Origin of the sequence: Fodinicurvata sp. EGI_FJ10296, assembly GCF_040712075.1 — a bacterium.
GTDB lineage: Bacteria > Pseudomonadota > Alphaproteobacteria > DSM-16000 > Inquilinaceae > JBFCVL01.
This window is the reverse complement of the sequence record NZ_JBFCVL010000001.1, coordinates 7,501-25,528: the sequence shown is the minus strand read 5'-3', so window position 1 is coordinate 25,528 and position 18,028 is coordinate 7,501. Positions and strand designations below refer to the sequence as shown.

16 protein-coding genes (1 of these 16 cut by a window edge) are annotated in these 18,028 nt (G+C 63.6%); 9 read left to right on the top strand and 7 right to left on the bottom strand.

Going from position 1 to position 18,028, the window contains the following annotated elements:
- Positions 1-166: 166 nt before the first annotated feature.
- From ABZ728_RS00105 to ABZ728_RS00090, 4 genes are read right to left on the bottom strand one after another with little or no spacing between them, the layout of a single operon-like run.
- Positions 167-2,302 carry a hypothetical protein gene (locus ABZ728_RS00105; protein ID WP_366653491.1) on the bottom strand — a complete coding sequence of 712 codons (2,136 nt, stop codon included), beginning with the start codon at positions 2,300-2,302 and terminating at the stop codon, positions 167-169.
- Positions 2,299-5,130, bottom strand: a complete 2,832-nt coding sequence (locus tag ABZ728_RS00100; RefSeq protein ID WP_366653490.1) for a DUF4159 domain-containing protein — start codon at positions 5,128-5,130, stop codon at positions 2,299-2,301. The genes ABZ728_RS00105 and ABZ728_RS00100 overlap by 4 nt, the downstream gene beginning before the upstream one ends.
- A 19-nt stretch (positions 5,131-5,149) precedes the next feature.
- The gene (locus ABZ728_RS00095; protein ID WP_366653489.1) at positions 5,150-6,223 is read right to left on the bottom strand and encodes a DUF58 domain-containing protein; all 1,074 of its coding nucleotides are present in this window, start codon (positions 6,221-6,223) and stop codon (positions 5,150-5,152) included.
- Positions 6,220-7,299, bottom strand: a complete 1,080-nt coding sequence (locus ABZ728_RS00090; protein WP_366653488.1) for a MoxR family ATPase — start codon at positions 7,297-7,299, stop codon at positions 6,220-6,222. Before ABZ728_RS00090 ends, ABZ728_RS00095 begins: the two co-directional genes overlap by 4 nt.
- A 184-nt stretch (positions 7,300-7,483) precedes the next feature.
- On the opposite strand from ABZ728_RS00090, the gene ABZ728_RS00085 reads away from it, so the two are divergent.
- From ABZ728_RS00085 to ABZ728_RS00065, 5 genes are all read left to right on the top strand, one after another.
- The gene (locus tag ABZ728_RS00085) at positions 7,484-8,053 is read left to right on the top strand and encodes a DUF1285 domain-containing protein (RefSeq protein WP_366653486.1); all 570 of its coding nucleotides are present in this window, start codon (positions 7,484-7,486) and stop codon (positions 8,051-8,053) included.
- Positions 8,054-8,105: 52 nt separating this feature from the next.
- The gene (locus ABZ728_RS00080) at positions 8,106-8,843 is read left to right on the top strand and encodes a CoA pyrophosphatase (protein WP_366653485.1); all 738 of its coding nucleotides are present in this window, start codon (positions 8,106-8,108) and stop codon (positions 8,841-8,843) included.
- Entirely contained in the window at positions 8,840-9,112 is a 273-nt protein-coding gene (locus ABZ728_RS00075; protein WP_366653484.1) for a DUF6111 family protein, read from the top strand. Before ABZ728_RS00080 ends, ABZ728_RS00075 begins: the two co-directional genes overlap by 4 nt.
- 11 nt (positions 9,113-9,123) lie before the next feature.
- Positions 9,124-10,512 carry a CCA tRNA nucleotidyltransferase gene (locus tag ABZ728_RS00070; protein WP_366653482.1) on the top strand — a complete coding sequence of 463 codons (1,389 nt, stop codon included), beginning with the start codon at positions 9,124-9,126 and terminating at the stop codon, positions 10,510-10,512.
- Between the two features lie 266 nt (positions 10,513-10,778).
- On the top strand, positions 10,779-12,479 hold the full coding sequence (locus ABZ728_RS00065) for a GGDEF and EAL domain-containing protein (RefSeq protein WP_366653481.1): 1,701 nt from the start codon (positions 10,779-10,781) through the stop codon (positions 12,477-12,479).
- A gap of 19 nt (positions 12,480-12,498) precedes the next feature.
- Here ABZ728_RS00065 and hemF read toward each other — a convergent pair whose 3' ends face one another.
- Entirely contained in the window at positions 12,499-13,344 is an 846-nt protein-coding gene (gene hemF, locus ABZ728_RS00060) for an oxygen-dependent coproporphyrinogen oxidase (protein ID WP_366654330.1), read from the bottom strand.
- Positions 13,345-13,433: 89 nt separating this feature from the next.
- Positions 13,434-13,955 (bottom strand): tRNA (cytidine(34)-2'-O)-methyltransferase, encoded by a 522-nt coding sequence (locus ABZ728_RS00055; RefSeq protein ID WP_366653480.1) that lies wholly within the window; start codon positions 13,953-13,955, stop codon positions 13,434-13,436.
- 338 nt (positions 13,956-14,293) lie between these two features.
- On the opposite strand from ABZ728_RS00055, the gene petA reads away from it, so the two are divergent.
- The 4 genes from petA (at position 14,294) to ABZ728_RS00035 (ending at position 17,653) form a co-directional block, all read left to right on the top strand.
- A complete protein-coding gene (gene petA, locus ABZ728_RS00050; RefSeq protein WP_366653478.1) occupies positions 14,294-14,845 on the top strand; it encodes a ubiquinol-cytochrome c reductase iron-sulfur subunit in 552 nt (183 codons plus the stop codon).
- Positions 14,846-14,873: 28 nt separating this feature from the next.
- Entirely contained in the window at positions 14,874-16,142 is a 1,269-nt protein-coding gene (locus ABZ728_RS00045) for a cytochrome b N-terminal domain-containing protein (RefSeq protein ID WP_366653477.1), read from the top strand.
- Between the two features lie 2 nt (positions 16,143-16,144).
- A complete protein-coding gene (locus tag ABZ728_RS00040; protein WP_366653476.1) occupies positions 16,145-16,915 on the top strand; it encodes a cytochrome c1 in 771 nt (256 codons plus the stop codon).
- A gap of 186 nt (positions 16,916-17,101) precedes the next feature.
- On the top strand, positions 17,102-17,653 hold the full coding sequence (locus tag ABZ728_RS00035; protein WP_366653475.1) for a DUF924 family protein: 552 nt from the start codon (positions 17,102-17,104) through the stop codon (positions 17,651-17,653).
- Positions 17,654-17,659: 6 nt separating this feature from the next.
- On the opposite strand, the gene ABZ728_RS00030 is transcribed toward ABZ728_RS00035, so the two are convergent.
- Positions 17,660-18,028 carry the 3' portion of a rhomboid family intramembrane serine protease gene (locus ABZ728_RS00030; protein WP_366653474.1) on the bottom strand. 324 nt of this gene lie beyond the right edge of the window, so 369 of the gene's 693 nt are visible here — the last part of the coding sequence; its start codon lies beyond the right edge, outside the window — the gene reads right to left on this strand; it ends in the stop codon at positions 17,660-17,662.

Genomic DNA, 18,028 nt, shown 5'->3' with positions numbered 1-18,028 from the left:
CCGGCAAAAACCCCTGATTTTCGTATTCAAGTTTCTGCATTTAGTTAAAATCGTGAGTTGTTTTGTGCCCGTTCCTCCAATTGCGTCCAAGGTAACACAGGAGCAGGCACACACAAGGAGGATGAAGCTCCAGATCCGGCAGGATCGCTATTTGCGCCTGCGTGCCTTACTGCCCTTCTCGGCGCCAGGCCGCCAGCAAGCCGCCGACGAGAAGCAGAAGCACCAGCACCGCGGGCAGCAAGGGAATGTCACTGACGCCGGTGACCAGATAATCGCCGCTGCGCCGCACGCCCATCCAGCCGGGCCCCTGCGTCGGCGCTCCGGCGTCCACCCGGCGAATGGCCGGCATGTCCCCATCCTCCAGCCAATGAAAGCGGCCGCCGGTTGATGAGACGATGCCGGCCAGTTTTTCTTCGGTGGTCCGAACGTCGCGCAATGCCGGCGGGTTGAGAGCGCCGACGACGGCCAGCGTCGTCTCGTCGTTGTCCGCGACGCGGTATACCCCCGGCTCGGTTGCTGCGGTCTGTCCCTGCCAGCGTCCCGGAGCCGTCCGGGTCATGTCGACCCGGGCCTCCTGCCCGGACGGCGATGTCAGCGTCACTGTAGCCTCTTCACCATCGAGCCGGCGCCGCTCGACGGTGATCGTCGCCCCGTTGGTCGTAGCGACCAGATCATTCTCCTCAAGTTCCGGCTCTTTCATCAGCCAGTGGGCCACACGCCGAATGATCTCGGATTGCGGACCGCCGCCATCGTAACCCCGCCCCCATAGCCACATCTGATCCGACATCAACTGTGCCACGCGACCTTCACCGACGCGGTCGAGAATCATGAGCGGTTGATTGTCGGCCCCCGACATGACCGTTGCACCGGCGGTCGGCCGCACCACGATCTGGCGGAACCAGCGCCCCCAGTCGGCGGCTTCGCCGGATCCGTTCAGGCCATTTGCGACGCCGGACAATCCGGCCGTCACCGGGTGGCGGGTGCCGTCTTCGGTCAGTCCGGGCCGAAAGGCCCGCTCGACGATGTCGCCCGTTGGTTCGCCCGGCAGAATGCTGCCCAGCGGGGTCCGGTAAATGCTGAACGGCTGGGCAAAGTCGGGTCCGCTGGCCTCAAGGAAGGCACCACCGCGCCGGACATAGTCGGCAATATTGTGAAAATAGGTCGACGGCAGCACGCCGCGGCGCTGGTACTGGTCGAAAATCACGAGGTCGAACTCGAACAGGCTGATTTCGAACAACTCTCGAATGGGAAACGAAATCAGGGAAAGTTCATTGATCGGTGTGCCGTCCTGCTTCTCGGGTGGCCGAAGAATGGTGAAATGCACCAGATCGACCGCTGGATCCGATTTCAGGACGTTGCGCCAGGCACGCTGTCCGGCATGAGGCTCGCCGGATACCAACAGGACCCGAAGCCGGTCCCGCACGCCGTTGACGACGACGGCCGCCCGGTTGTTGGCGGTCGTAATCTCGTCGTCGATCGGCGCCACCTCCAGTTCGATTACTGTTTGGCCGCCATGCGAGAGCGGGAACGTCATCTCGTAATTCTGGCCGACCGTCAGATCGCGGGTAACGACATGCTCACCGTCGACCGTCGCGTCGACGCGGGCCATACCGCTTGCGCCGACCTCGGGAAGATCATCGATTCGCACGGTCACGGAGGCATCCTGCCCGACGATGCCATAGGACGGCGCTTGCACGATCGTCAGCCGGCGGTCGATCTCGTTGCGTTCGCCCGTCAGCAGCGTGTGGATCGGACCGATACCGTCAAGGGTGCCCACGCCCGATGGGACGTCGTGGACCTGACCGTCGGTCACCATGAACACCGAACCGATCCGTCGACGAGGGGTATCGGCGACGGCCTGGTCAAGGGCATCGAACAGGCGCGTTTGCTCAAGGCTGGCTGGCCCGTCGAGACCAACCCGGACGACGCGGGTTTCAAGGTTTTCTTCTGATTCGAGCCGTTCCTGCAATTCGGCGGCAGCCTGTTCGGCCCGCTCGCGGCGCGCGCCATAGCGCTGGCTCGGCGTTTCATCCACGAGGATGACGGCCGTGTCCGCGATGGCCGCGCGGTCTTCGCGTTCCAGAGACGGATTGGCCAGCACCAGAATCAGCACGGTGCAGACGCCCAGCCGCACCATGACGCCCGGCGCCCGCCGGTACAGCCCGTAGACCGAGGTCGCCGCAATCAGAATGGCGAAGACGGCGATGAGCCACACCGGCAGGAACGGCGCGAAATCGATCGCCGTGGTCCGCGTCACGGTGGCCGCGGACTGGGCGCCGATCAGCGGGGCCATCGACATCATTGCGTCAGCCTTTCGAGGATCGCCGGTACGTGGACCTGATCGGCCTTGTAGTTGCCTGTCAAAGCGTAGATCACGAGATTGACGCCGAAGCGGTAGGACATTTCGCGCTGGCGTTCGCCGCCGCCGGCGATCGGATACATCGCTCGTCCGGTGTCGTCGCGGGCCCAGGCCGAAGCCCAGTCATTGCCGCCGATGACGACGCCGGAAACGCCGTCGTTGACCCGTTCGGCGGGCGTCTCGACCCAGACGTCTCCTTCAGCATAACGACCTGGAAAATCCTGCAGCAAATAAAAGGCCCGGGTCAGAACGTGGTCCTCGGGCACCCGCTCCAGGGCGGGGATGTCCAGGGTGCCGGCCAGACTCTGCAGTCTTCGCCCGGCAGGCGTTCCACCGAACCCCTGTGTCGATAATCCGCGATCGCGGGTATCGAAGACGATCATTCCGCCATGGGCCAGATAGTCGTTTACCCGGTCGACCGCTTCGGACGACAGGTCGGGATGTTCAGGGGGCACCGGCCAGTAGATCAATGGAAAGAACGTCAGGTCATCGCTGGCCGGGTTGACCGCCATCGCGCCGGCCGCGTCGACCGATGTCCGGCCCCGCAGGACCGCCGCCAAAGCCTCAAGCCCGGATCGGCTGACGTCATCAACACCTGGCATGCCGGTTTCCACATAGGCGAGATAGGTGTTCGTTGCCGCCCTCAGTGTCCGGTCGTCGGTGACGCCTGTGTCCGCCCGGGCGCTTTCGGCCGACAGTACCATGATGGTCCCGGCTCCGATTCCCGCTCCGGCCCCGATGCCGGCGATCATGATGGCGATCAGCAGACTCCCGACGGTTCCGGTGCCGCCCGGCTGCGCAACGCGCTCGCCGAACGGCACGAGACCACGCAGCACCAGAGCCACGATACCGTCGATAACAAGCAGGCACAGCGCGGCTGTCAGAAGCCAGGGCATGAGATCGATCTCGGGCGCCGTCTCATAACTTGCCGTGGCAATGCCTTCCGGTTCGAACACGAGCGGTGCGGGCGGTGCCACACCGGCGCCGAGGCTGACCGCGCGCCGCGCATCGGCGGTTCCATAAAAGCCCGGCGGATGCCGCGGGCCGATTTGTGGCTCGCCCAGGGATGCGACGGCAATCGGCAGCGCCGTCGGCGGGGCCGGGCCGAGCTGACCGTTTGCGGCCAGCGTCTGCAGCGGGTCCAGCGTGGCTGCTTCGTTTGCATCGGTTGCTGTCGACCGGCCTTCGGACAGGGCGACCAGACGCTGAAGCATTTCGACGAAAACGCCGGTCAGTGGCAGGTTGGACCATTCAGGCGTTGCGGTGGTGTGAAGCAGGACGAGCCAGCCGTCGTCACGCCGCACGGCCGTCACCAGCGGGGTTCCATCCTCAAGCCGCGCCCAGCTCCGGGACGCGAGGTCGCCGGTGGGCTGGGCGAGAACCTGACGTTCGACCCGTATGTCCTCCGGTGCCGACAGGCCGGCGAACGGGCTGGCGTCATCAAACGGGGCGAGCGCCATCGGCTCGGACCACGTGAGGGCACCCGACAGAATACGGTCGCCGGATCGCAACGGCACCGGCACCAGCGGATCTTCGGCGACAGCGAGCCGGGGGCCGGCGAAGCGAACGACGATGCCGCCGGTCCGGGCGAATTCTTCGGCCCTCTGCCGGTCGGCCAGGGAGAGCGGGACGCTGTCCGGCACCATGATAACGGCCGCCCCGCCGTCAGCCAGGTCCGTCAGCGAGCCGGTCCGGATGTCGCTGAACGGCTCAAGAGCGCTGGACAAATAGTGATACTCGTCAAGAAGCGGCTGAGCGCCGCTGTCGGAGGGATCGCCGACAATCCCGACAGGCCGCCGGCGCCACCGTTCGTCAAGCAGGGCGACCGCCCCGGCCGTAAAGGCGCCGTCGATCTCGGCCCGAACCGCTTCGTTGCGCAGGTCAGCCGGAAGATCGAAGGATGCACTCGCCGTCGTCGCATCTTCGGCGAAGCGTGCCGGTCGCTGGTCCAGAAGCCGGCCATCGGCGGCAATCAGACGAATCGCCACTTCTTCCTCGTCGCCCGCCGATGACCGATGAACGGGAACCGTTAACTGCCGAGTGTCCAGATCAGGCGGCGCCAACAGCCGGGCTGTTTGGGTCGTGTCGGGCACCGTCGCCTGAACGCTGCCCATGTCTGCCAGAACGGTGGCCAGCGTATCGGTTCCCGGCGCATCCAGGCCGTCGCTGAGCCAGATCGAATGCACGCCGCTGCCCGTCTCGAATTCGGCCAATGCCTCGGCCGCCGCTGCCCGGTCCACCGGCCAGGGAAGCGGCGCCAGACCCGCCGCAATGTCGTCGGCGTCGTCGGCACGGACGGCACGCGGCGCCGAGGCGGGCGTCGCATCCGCAGCGGGTGCGGTCGGCAGTATGGCAATCCGGCGGTCCTGTCGGGCGGCGCGGTCGATGATCGACGACAAAGCCTCCTGACGGTCGTCCCACCCGGCGGCTGCGGCCCAGCCGTTATCGACAACCACCAGAACCGGACCGGTTCCTGGCAGATCGTCGCCGGGATTGAGGATCGGCCGGGCCAGGGCGACGATGATCAATGCCGCCACGAGCAGGCGCAGAGCCAGGAGCCACAAGGGCGTTCGATCGGGCGTTTCCTCCTGTGTGCGCAGATCGAGCAGCAGTCGGATGGCCGGAAAGGTCACGCGTCGCGGCGATGGCGGCGTGGCTTTCAGCAGCCAGTAAATGATCGGCAGCACGGCCAGTGCCGCGAGGATCCATGGCATGACAAAAACCAGGGAGCCCCAGACCGGGATACCAGGGATGGTCCCAAGGGTGGTCATACTCTCCACCTCGCCGTCGTCATCGCCGGGTCGCCGACGAACGGCCGGCAACCCCCGTTATCGCCGGATCGCCGGAAAGCGCCCCGTAAAGATAGATCAGACCGGCTTGTACGGTGTGATCCGTGCGGTGAACTGCAAAGGTCCAGCCCGCCCGTCTGGCGGCCCTTGCCAGCCGGTCCTGACGCTCCGCCAGCCGGCGCAGATAGTCCGATCGTATTCCCTGAACGCGAGGCACGAGCATTTCCCGCGGCGATTCGACGTCGCGAAAGCGTATCCGGCCGGTAAAGGGCAATGTTGCCTCAGCCGGGTCCAGGACTTGCAAAAGGTGTCCATGTACCGAACGGGCGGCCAGCGTCGTCAACGCCGATTCGACCCTTTCGGGGGCGTCGATGAAGTCGCCGATCAGCACCGCGGAAGCATGACGGGGAATGGCCGCCAGGGCGGCGTCGTCGATCGGCCCCAGACCTTCGAGCTGGCTGGCGAAGCGATCGAGATTGATCCGTCCGGCGGTGGGCGGGGCCGGTGCGCCGAGCAATGCGATCCGTTCGCCACCCCGGTTGAGGAGTAGCGCCAGACCCAGCACCAGAACGTCGGTGCGGTGGCGCTTGGTGGGCAGCGTGTCCATCGACCGATAGGTCATCGAGGCGCCCGAATCGCGCCACAACGCCACAGTCTGCGATGCCTCCCATTCGTACTCGCGAACGAAAACATGCCGGCTTTTGCCCGATTGCCGCCAATCCACCCGGGCCAGCGTGTCGCCATGGGTGTAGCGACGGAACTGCCAGAAGCTCTCGCCCGGCCCGACCCGTCGTCGGCCGTGAACGCCCTGCGCGACCGTCGACGCGACGTACTGCGCTTCGACCAATAGCGACGGCAGCATTCCGGCGGCGGCATCGGCCTGGCGGCGGGCAGTCGGCGTATCAGGGGCGCCGTAGCGCTGCCTTTTGTCCGGCGACCACCCTTCCGGCCGGGAAACGGATATTCCCGGCACGGCGCCCTGAGCCGTTGCAGCGTTGCCCGGCGATCGCCGCCCGTTGTTCCGGCTGCCACTGCGCCGGATAAAGTCGAATATCGATGTGATCGGCGATATCATACGATGCGCTGACAGAGGTCGGCGACGACATCGTCGACGGTTCGCCCATCGGCCCGCGCCGCGAAGGTCAGCGCCATCCTGTGCTTCAGAATAGGGGCGGCGAGAGCGACGATATCGTCGACCGACGGGGCGAACCGCCCTTGCAGCAGAGCCCTGGCCCGGCAGGCGAGCATGAGCGCCTGGCCCGCGCGCGGACCGGGGCCCCAGGCGACGAAGCGGCTGACGCTGTCAATATCGGTCGTCTCGGGCCGTCCCTGGCGCACGATGGTCAGAATGGCATCAACGACGCTTTCGCCCACGGGTGTCCGTCTGACAAGCGTCTGTGCGGCCAGCAGCGCTTCGGCATCCATGACCGGGCGCACGGGATCTTCCTCGGCGCCGGTCGTGGCGATCAGCAACGATCGTTCGGCATCGGCATCGGGGTAATCGACGTCGATCTGCATCAGAAACCTGTCGAGCTGCGCCTCGGGCAGCGGATAAGTGCCTTCCTGCTCGATCGGATTCTGCGTCGCCAGCACATGGAACGGGCGTGGAAGGTCATGGGTCTGCCCGGCCACGGAAATGCTGCGTTCCTGCATCGCCTGAAGCAAAGCGGATTGCGTTCTCGGGCTGGCACGGTTGATCTCGTCGGCCATCAGCAGCTGGCAGAACACCGGCCCCGGTATGAAGCGGAAATGCCGGCGGCCGTCCTCGTCTTCGTCGAGAACTTCGGAGCCGAGGATATCGGCCGGCATCAGGTCGGGCGTGCATTGAACGCGCCGCCCTTCCAGACCGGCGGCGGTGCACAGGGTTTCGACCAGCCGTGTCTTTGCCAGACCCGGCACGCCGATCAGCAGCGCATGCCCCCCGGCAAGGAACGTCGTCAGCGCCTGTTCGACGACGGCCTCCTGGCCGAAAATCACGCGCCCGATCATACCCCGCAGACGAGAGAGCTGGTCGGCCACCCGCTCCGCCTGGGCAACGAGATCGATCGGGGTCTCACCCGCCCCGAAAGCGGAGTCGACTCCCGACCCGGGCCCCGTTGCAAGCAAAGAGCGATCCTCGTCGGAGGAGGCGTCTGAAAACCGAGATTGCATTGAGCTCACCGCTGGTCCGCGTTGATCGGATTTACTATCTAAAGACTATGGCGGAAATCTGAATGGTACAGTCACCGCCGGGCACCATCATCTTCGGCGGACCGCGAATGCGGCCCGGCGATCGATTCGCCCCGACAAATCCACCCCGGCCCAATCGTGCTGGTCCAAAAGAGGGAAGCACCGAATGAGTAGCCCGATCGACGACCGTCGCACAATGATCAACTCGTCCGAGAACCGCGGCCACGGCGTCGAAAAGGCGCCGGACAGCGCTGCGGGCGGCGGCCAGAACGCGGGGCCGGCCTTCGATATCCGAATCGCGGCCGACGGCACCTGGTATCACGAAGGGGCGCCGATCCGGCGATTGGCGATCGCGAAGCTATTCGCGACGGTTCTGACTCGCGATGACAATGGCGATTACTGGCTGGTGACGCCGGCCGAGAAGGGGCGGATCGAGGTCGAGGACGCCCCCTTCGTCGCTGTGGAGCTGACGATCGAAGGCGATGGTCCGGGCCGGATCCTGAGGTTCCGGACCAATCTTGACCATCAGGTCGAGGTCGGCCGGGATCACCCGATCCGGGTTGCTCACGATTCAGCTACCGGCGAACCGCGACCATACGTCAGGGTGAAGGAGGGGCTGGAAGCCTTGATCGTGCGTTCGGTATACTACCAACTGGTCGAGGTCGCAGAGCCGCACGCGGGCCGAATCGGTGTATGGAGCAAGAACACATTCCATCCGCTTGACCAGGATTCGTGATACCGGACGCCGGCCGGTCGGCGATGATCAGGGGGCGGGGAGAAACGCTGGCATGCTGAACGAAACGGTCGTCAGGTCGAAACTCGATGACTTCGGAAAAGGGCGCGGCCTCAGAGGCGACCACGACCTCAATCCCGATATAGCCCTCCCGGCGCGCCTTCGTCCTGCAGCCGTGCTGATCGGTCTGCAGCCGGCTGCCGATGGGCCGGTGATCGTCATGACCCGCCGGGCGGCTCACCTTACGGCCCATGCCGGCCAGATCAGCTTTCCCGGCGGGCGGTGCGACGTGACCGACCGCGATCACGTCGCGACGGCGCTGCGCGAGAGCGAGGAAGAGATCGGTCTGGAGCCGTCTGCCGTGTCGCCTCTGGGCCGGCTCGACACCTATGTCACCCGAACTGGATTCGAGATTGTGCCAATCGTGGGATGGCTGTCGTCCGCTTTCGTGCCGCGGATCACCTCTGAAGAGGTTGCGGAGATATTCACAATACCGATCGATCTGATTCTCGACGACAACAACCCTCAGCGTCACAGCCGTCAATTTGAAGGCCGCGACCGATACTATTACGCTTACCCGCATCGGGAGTGGTACATCTGGGGAGCGACCGCCGGCATGCTGGTGAATTTGCGCGACGCACTTACGGCGGGGGCGCAGGCCTCCGATCCCGGCACCCTTCATGCCGGCTCTGTTGGTCCGGGCTCTGTTGGTCCCGGCTCCGTTGGTCCAGACGATTCAGGCGGTGCCAGACCACAGCGGTGCCGCGACTCAAGTCAAGGAGATGGTCGTTGAGGTGGCTTGTACCCGTCATCCTGGTCGCGTTGCCGACGGTCCTTTATTTCGTCTATGCCTGGTCGATACGGGCGCGGGCCGAACGCGAGGGGCGCGAGGTCGACGATCCGCTGGACAAGCCACCGGTGTTCTGGCTCTTGCTGGCCGGCGTCGTGCTCTGCGCAGTCGTCCTGGGTATCTGGGGGTTGAGCGGCGGGGCACCGCCGGGGTCCACCTATACGCCGCCCAGGATGCAGGATGGTGAAATCATGCCAGGCGGTTTCACCTGAGAGACACCCCGATGACGACGACCTTCTGCCTCGTCGAGCCACCGGCCTGGATGACCGACCCGGCGATCGGGCGACTGTTCGACGGTCTGGAAGCTGACGGCGGTCAAGCGTGGTTCGTCGGGGGGTGCGTCCGGGACGCGCTGCTGGGCCGCCTGGCCAACGATGTCGATATTGCGACGACCCTGCTTCCAACACAAACCATGGCGGCGCTGGATCGGGCCGGCATTGACCACCGGCCGACGGGTATCGACCATGGCACGATCACGGCGCTTGTGGCGGTCGGTGGTGATGATGGCGGCCGCCGTCCGATCGAGGTGACCACCCTGCGCCGCGACGTCGAAACCGACGGCCGGCATGCCGTGGTCGATTTCACGACTGACTGGGTCAGGGATGCCGGTCGACGGGATTTTACCATGAACGCCCTTTTCGCGCACCGCACGGGCGCAGTGCTCGATGCGTTCGGCGGTGCTGACGACGCGCTCAACGGCCGCGTTGTGTTCATCGGCGACCCGATCTGCCGCATCGACGAAGACGCGTTGCGGATTCTGCGCTTCTTCCGGTTCTTCGCCTGGTATGGGTCTGGACGCCCGGATCCTGGCGCGACGGATGCGTGCCGCGCTCGTCGCGGGGCAGTCGGACGGTTGTCCGGCGAGCGTGTGAGGGCCGAACTGCTGCGGCTTCTGGCGGCGGCTGACCCGTTGCCGGCGTGGCGGTCGATGTTGGCCTGCGGCGTCCTGGCGGTGCTCGCGGCCGACACAGCCGGAGACGATGACCAGTCGGGCGACCAACAGGTGGGCGACCAACAGGCGGGCGACCAACAGGCGGGCGAACGCGGGGCGACGGCGCTGGAGACAGCACTGCGCTACGGCTTGACCAGACTGGAGGGGGCCGATTCGGTCTTCCGGCTGGGGCTGGTGCTGGCGCCGATTGCCGGTGGGCGTATCGGGGCCGTTGCCAGTCGCCTTCGGCTGAGCCGCGAGGAGCAGCGCCGCGTGGGCGACGTGGCCGCCGGTCTCGCCGCGGTGACGGAGAATGCGGAAATCGGCCGCGACCGTCGTCCGCTTCGGCGCTTGGCCGTAGAGCGCGGCGTCGACGCAGCTTTGGCCGCTCTGGCTTTCTCCTGGCCGCCAACCGCTGTGGGCGCGGAATCTAAAGTGGGCACCGCGAGCGCCGTTCCTTCTGATCGGGCCGATCTGGCAGATCTGGTGCAGGTGGCATCGTCGCCGCCGCCGTTCCCGCTTCGGGGGCGGGACCTCGTGGCAGCCGGACTTCCGCCGGGGCCGGACGTCGGTCGCCATCTCGACGAAATCAGGAAATGGTGGCTCGATCGCGACTGCGGCCCGGACCGGAATGCCTGTCTTGCCGAGCTGATCGGCCGGATCGAGACGGGTTCGGATTGATCATTCCGACAGTGTGCATGTTCAATGATTAGAAATCCATCAAATTACTTTGCGATGCAAGATCAGCCCGATCTTTGGTTAAGAAGAATCAATCGGTTAACGATGATATTTGCGTTTACGTAATCAGCAATTTTTACCGTCTTTCAAGAATTACCCGGTTAATCTGATAGGTGCAATACCGCTCCGTTACACCCGTATTACGGGATGCGCGGTCTCTCCGCATTCATTCGTGGGGCGGGTATCGAGGTCAGATTGGGAAAGTCCGCATGTCAGATCAGGATCTGTTCGTCACCAAAGCCACGCTGGCGTCTGGCGACGTGGCCTATGAGTGGAACGTCGAGGACGATTCGATCCGGTGGGGCGGCGCTGTCGACGAGATATTCGGCGCCCAGGATCTGACATCCGTGACGGCCCTGGAATCCGTCATCGACCCTCAGGATCTGCCGTTTCGCCGTAAAGGATTGACGGATCACTTCGAACGGCGCGCTGATTTCGATTGCGAGTACCGGATCGTCAAGGCCGACGGCTCGTCTTGCTGGATTCATGACCGCGGTCGGGCCGAATTTGATGCCGATGGCCGAGCCGAACGAATGCGGGGTATTCTCAGGGTCGTCCACCAGCGCAAAGAGCATGAGGAGCGATTGCAGCGACTGGCCAATTTCGATGAACTGACCGGCCTCTCCAACCGTAACCACTTGCGCGATGCCTTGTATCAATCCCTGGTCCAGAGCCAGCGCTATGATCGTTCGGGCGCGTATCTGAGCGTGGGCATCGACAAGTTCGCCTTGTTGAACGACGCCTACGGCTATCTGACCGCCGATGCCGTGATCGTTGCCGCGTCGCGGCGGCTTTCGGAATTGTCCGCCGAGGACACATTTATCGGCCGTGTCGGCGGCGATGTCTTCGGCGTTCTGATGCCGGTAGCGACCGAGGCCGAGGCAACCGCGCTGGCCGAGCGCGTGCTCTCGGCGTTCCGCAATCACCCCTTCGAGACGCCGAGCGGTTCGATCCATGTCAGCGTCTCGGTCGGCGTGGTGTGCTTCCCCTCCATGGTCCAGTCCTCGTTCGAGATCATGACCCGGGGCGAGGCGGCCATGCAGAACGCCAAGCGTCAGGGGCGCGACACCTATCAGGTCTATATGATGACCGAAGAGCAGCGCACCTTCCAGCGACGGTCGATCGCAATCGGCGAGCAGGTGAAAGAGGCGCTAAAGGAAGATCGTCTGGTGCTGGCGTTCCAGCCCGTTGTTGGCACGCCTGACTTCGAGCCAACGTTCTACGAATGCCTGATCCGCATGCGCTCGCGCGACGGCTCGTTCGTTCCCGCCGGCGTGTTCATACCGGTGGTAGAGCAGATGGGGCTGACGCGCCTGTTGGACCATCATGTCCTCGACCTCGTGGTTCAGGCCCTGGAGCAGACGCCCGGAATCAACCTTGCGATGAATATATCCGGACTAACGTCTTCGGATCACAGCTGGCTGCGCAAACTGATCCGCCTGGTGGAGCGCCGGCCCGACCTTGCAGAGCGCCTGCTGATCGAAATAACCGAAACTGCGGCGATCGAGGATATCGACGAAACGGGCCGATTCGTGGCGGCGGTCCGCGATCTGGGCTGCCGCGTGGCGCTCGACGATTTCGGCGCCGGCTATACCAGCTTTCGGCACCTGAAATCGCTGCGGGTCGACATCGTCAAGATTGACGGTTCGTTCGTTTACGACATCTGCCGGAACAGGGATAATCGCCTGTTCGTGCGCACGTTGGCCGGACTGGCCGGTGGCTTCGGATTGACGACCGTGGCTGAATGCGTCGAGACCGCCGAAGACGCCGCCATTCTCGTCGACGAGGGGATCGATCTGTTACAGGGTTACTACTTCGCGCGACCGACCGTGCAGCCGCCATGGCTGGACGACGATGCCGACGAGGCGGCAGTGCGTCGATCGGCGACGACCGGCCTCGCCGTTCCCTAGAACAGGGCTGGCTCGCGGGCTAGGGCCAGCGGACGGTCGGCGGCATCGACATCAGGATCGCTTCGACATTGCCGCCGGTCTTCAGCCCGAAAGTCGTTCCCCGGTCGTAAAGAAGATTGAATTCGACATAGCGGCCGCGCTTGATCAACTGCTGTTCCCGATCCTCCTCGGTGAACGGGCGATTCATATGTCGGCGGACAATGGCCGGATAGACGTCGAAGAAGGCGGACCCGACATCCTGTGTAAAGGCGAAATCAGCTTCCCAGTCTCCGCTGTCGACATAGTCATAGAAAATACCGCCGACGCCGCGCGCTTCGTTACGATGTTTCAAGTGAAAATACTCGTCGCACCAATCTTTGAACCGGGGATAGTATTCCGGATCGTGCGCGTCGCAGGCCTGTTGTAGGCGCTGGTGAAACGTTCGTGTGTCCTGGTCGTCGGAGAATATGGGGGTCAGGTCAGCGCCGCCGCCGAACCATGATTTCGTCGTTACGATATGCCGCGTGTTCATGTGGGCCGCCGGAACATGGGGGTTCTGGGGATGAACGACGACGCTGATACCCGCGGCCCAGAAGCGGCCGTCAGTGTCGGCGCCTGGAATCGATTTGCGGAATTCCTCGGAAAACGTGCCGTGGACCGTGGAAATATTCACTCCGGCCTTCTCGAACACGCGGCCGCGCAGGGTCGACATTTCGCCGCCGCCGCCATCGGCCCTTGTCCAGGCCTTGCGCTCGAATCGTCCTGGCGGCTGGTCGGCGAGCGGCCCCGCTGCTTCGTCTTCGACCTCTTCCAGACGCCGGCACAGCGCATCGCGCAGTTCCCTGAACCACTCCTGGGCGCGCGACAGCCGGGACTCCGCGGTCATGTCGGCGGCAGGATCGGCCGACGGGCTGCTTGCAACAGGGTATTGGTCGTCATTGCTCATGGAGAGCCTCCGATTGAAACGGGTCGAAATCAGGAGCCGTCGGCGCCGGTCGCCGCTGCGATCTGCCGGATCGCTTCACCGCTGACCATGGCGGCCGCGATCGCGACGTTCAACGACCGCATGGGGGCGGCAATCGGAATGCGGAGCCGGGCGTCCGCCTGCGCCAGCACGTCGGCGGGCAGTCCGGCGCTTTCCCGGCCCACCAAAAGACGGTCGCCGGCAGCAAAAGAGAAGTCCGTATAGCAGGTGTCGCCGCCGCTGGTCAGTCCCAGAAGCCGTCCGGAATGACCGGTCTCCTGATAGGCGCGCCAGGAACGGAAACGGCGCCAGTCCAGACGGTCGATATAGTCCATCGCCGCCCGACGCAAGCGCCTGTCATCCAGAACGAAGCCGCAGGGCTCGATGATGTCGAGGCCAATTCCGAGACATGCTGCCATCCGCATCAGAGTGCCGGTGTTCTGCGGTATGTCGGGCTCGAACAGCACCAGCCGCGGAAGCCGGTCATGCTGCCGATTGGGCGGTCGGTCACCAGCGGGCGAGTCAACGGTCATCGGTTAGTATCTTTCCAGAGTTTCGCGACCATAGTGGTCAACAGTGGCCAACAATGGACCAGCCGGATCCTGGCCGGTCAGTAACTGCGGCGCTCTGCCGCTGAGCCTTCCTCTTCGGTTACTGCGGGTTTCGGCGCATGCGTTCTCCGATCGGCCGGCATGCCGCGAATGTGGCGGGCATGTGGTCACATCCGGTTTGCAACGGGGGGCGCGGCCATGTATACCCACTTTCTGCAAAGGTTCCCGACTCCGGGACCGGGGGCTACGCTCCGGGGCATCCCTGGTACGCCTCCGACGATACCGTGAGATGTACAGTCAATTAAGGATCGTTTGAAGCGATGGCCGACACTACCCATGACGAAAAGCCGGAGGGCGAGGGCGAGACACGCCGCGATTTTCTCTATCTGGCGACTGGGGCCATGGCCGTTGTCGGGGCGGGTTCGGTCATCTGGCCGTTTATCCATTCGATGAATCCCGCTGCCGACGCCCTGGCGGAAGCCCAGATCGATGTCGATCTGTCCCAAGTCTCCGAGGGTCAGGCAATTACCGTGACGTGGCGCGGATCGCCGGTCTTCATTCGACATCGCACGCCCGAGGAAATTGAAACCGCGCGGGCGGTGGATATCGATGACCTGCGAGACCCGCAAACCGATGAGGATCGCGTCATCGAGCCTCAGTGGCTGGTCATGGTGGGCATTTGCACCCATCTCGGCTGCGTACCGCTGGGCCAGAGATCCGGCGACAATCGGGGGGAGTACGGCGGATGGTTCTGCCCGTGTCATGGTTCTCACTACGATACATCCGGCCGCATAAGGCGGGGACCGGCACCGGAAAACCTCGAGGTGCCGGCTTATGAATTTCTTGACGATACGCGCATCCGTATCGGCTGATTGCCGCTTGGGCTAGGAGACGGTTCTTATGGCGAGTACGGGCAAAGCCAGTTTCTCGAACCCGGTAGTGCGTTGGGTCGACCACCGGCTGCCGATCTTTACAATGTTGAATCGGGAATACGGACAGTTCCCGACGCCCCGGAATTTCAATTATTTCTGGAATTTCGGTGCGCTCGCGATGTTCATTCTGGCCACGATGATCCTCACGGGTATCTTTCTGGCCATGCACTATACACCCAGTGCCGATCTGGCTTTTGGAAGCGTCGAACGCATCATGCGCGACGTGAATTACGGCTGGTTGCTGCGCTATATCCACATGAACGGCGCCCATATGTTCTTCGCCGTCGTGTATATCCACATTTTCCGGGGCCTGTACTACGGTTCGTACAAGGAGCCACGGGAACTCATCTGGATCCTCGGCGTGATCATCCTGCTGTTGATGATGGCGACCGCGTTCATGGGCTATGTGCTTCCCTGGGGCCAGATGAGCTTCTGGGGTGCGACAGTGATCACAAACCTGTTCTCGGCGATCCCCTTGATCGGCGACAACATCGTGATCTGGCTGTGGGGTGGCTTCTCAGTCGACAATCCAACGCTGAACCGTTTCTTCGCGCTGCATTTTCTGCTGCCATTCGTGATCGTGGGCGTCGTGGTCCTGCACATCGCCGCGCTGCACGTTCACGGTTCGAACAATCCGCTCGGGATCGATCCCAAGGGGTCCCAGGACACGCTCCCGTTCCACCCCTACTACACGGTCAAGGATAGTGTCGGGATCGGCGTGTTCCTGATGATCTTCGCCGGTTTCGTGTTCTTTGCGCCGAACTGGCTCGGCCATGCCGACAACTACATCCCGGCGAATCCGCTGGTGACGCCCGCACATATCGTGCCGGAATGGTACTTCCTGCCATTCTACGCCATCCTGCGGGCCGTTCCCAACGCGTTGGGCGGCGTGTTGCTGATGTTCGCGGCAATTGCTGTTCTCTTCTTCCTGCCGTGGCTTGACACGTCGAAGGTCCGTTCTTGTCGGTTCCGTCCGGTCTATCGTCAGTTCATGTGGATTTTCGTTCTGACGGTCGTCGTTCTGGGCTTTGCCGGCGCCAATCCGCCGGACGGCATCTGGGTTGTTATTTCCCGGGTCGCAACCTTCTATTACTTCCTGCACTTCCTGGTCATCACACCGGTCGTGGGCAAGCTGGAGCGGCCACTACCGCTGCCGCGCTCCATCAGCGAACCGGTGACCAAGGGCGGCGGTCCGCTGCCGGCCGGCGCTACAGCCAAGCCGATGGAGAAGAGCTGATCATGCGTTCATTGAAAACAGCCACCCTGGCGTTGGGCGTTGCATTCGGTCTCATCGGTGGATCCGCACTGGCGGCCGGTGAAGCCCCGACGCCCCCGTCTCAGAATTGGTCGTTCGAGGGTATCTTCGGGACGTATGACCGCTCCGCCGCGCAGCGGGGGTTTCAGGTCTACCAGGAAGTGTGCTCCAGCTGCCACTCGATGGATTTGCTGGACTATCGCCATCTGGAGCAGATCGGCTTATCGGAAGAAGAAGTGACAGCCGTCGCGTCGGACTACACAGTGACTGACGGGCCTGACGGTTCGGGCAACATGTTCGAGCGGCCGGCAGAGGCCACCGATTCGTTCGTTGCCCCATTTGCCAACGAGGCCGCGGCGCGGGCCGCGAACAATGGTGCCTATCCGCCAGACCTTTCGCTGATCACCAAGGCTCGGGGCGGGGGAGCGGACTACATCTATGCTCTCCTTACCGGCTATGAAGATCCGCCCGACGACGTGGAGCCAGCCCCCGGTCAGTACTATAATCGCTATTTTCCGGGGCACCTGCTGGCCATGCCGGATATGCTCTCCGATGGCGGTGTCGAATATGCGCGGTCCGGGCCGGCATCAGTCGACCAGCAGGCACATGATGTCTCGGTATTCCTGGCCTGGGCGTCAGAACCACATATGGAAGACCGCAAGCGGATGGGCGCGAAGGTCCTGCTGTTTCTGGTCGTTTTCACCGGCATGCTCTATGCCGTGAAGCGCAAGGTATGGTCGGATGTCGACCACTGATCCCGGCCCTGGCACCGGATGACTGACAAAGGGGCGCTCACGACGGGCGCCCCTTTTTCGTTGATCGAGAATGGCCGACGGATTCGATCTGGATATTGCCGTTGTCGATTGATCATGAATTCGACAGGGATGGCGTGCCCGGTGGCATATTGGCAATGATGGTGCCGACTCATGGGGGAGCGGAATATGGTAGCCATTGACGACGTATTGCGGTTCTGGTTCGTAGAATCCGGCCCGGCCAATTGGTTTGCGAAGGACGACGCGTTCGACCAGCGCGTCCGTGACCGGCTGATGCCCGCGCTTGAAGAGGCAGAGGCCGGCAGACTGGCCAGATGGTCGGACTCCCCGCGGGGATGTCTGGCGCTTTCCATCGTGCTGGATCAGGTCCCGCGAAATCTGTTTCGTGGCCAGCCCGACCAATTTCGTGCCGATCAACAGGCCCTGCGGCTGGCGAAACAGACGATCGATCAAGGTTTCGACCTTTATCCCGGCTTCCAGCCCACCAATCGGACATTCATTTATCTGCCGCTGGAGCACAGCGAATCGCTGGAGGATCAGCGCCTGTCGGTGCGCCTGTTCCACGAGCGAGTCGGTGACCCGCAAGCGGTACTCTACGCGGAGAGGCATCTGGAAATTATTGAGCGCTTCGGCCGATTTCCCCATCGCAATGCCGCGCTCGGCCGCCCGACAACCGAAGAAGAGGCGGCGTTCCTTCAGGAGCCGAACTCCAGCTTCTGACCGGCCTTAATGCCGGGACGGTGCGGCCGGCGGTGTCAGCGCACGGACAAATATGAGTCCGGCGATGAAGCCGCCGACATGCGCCCACCAGGCGACGCCGCCGCCCGTCGCGCGGGTCAGGTCGCCTGCCCCTTGCCACACCTGGAAGCCAAACCAGAGCGCGACATAGAAAAAGGCGGAAATCGGCAGAAAGATCGGGATAAAGACGATTGGTATCAGAAGAATGATGCGGGCTGTCGGAAACAGGCTGGCGTGGGCGCCGAGAACGCCAGCGATGGCGCCGGAAGCGCCGATGACCGGCGTGTGGCTGGTCGGGTAAGCGATCATATGTGCGTATCCGGCCAACAGGGCGCAGAAGGCGTAGAGTAAGACAAA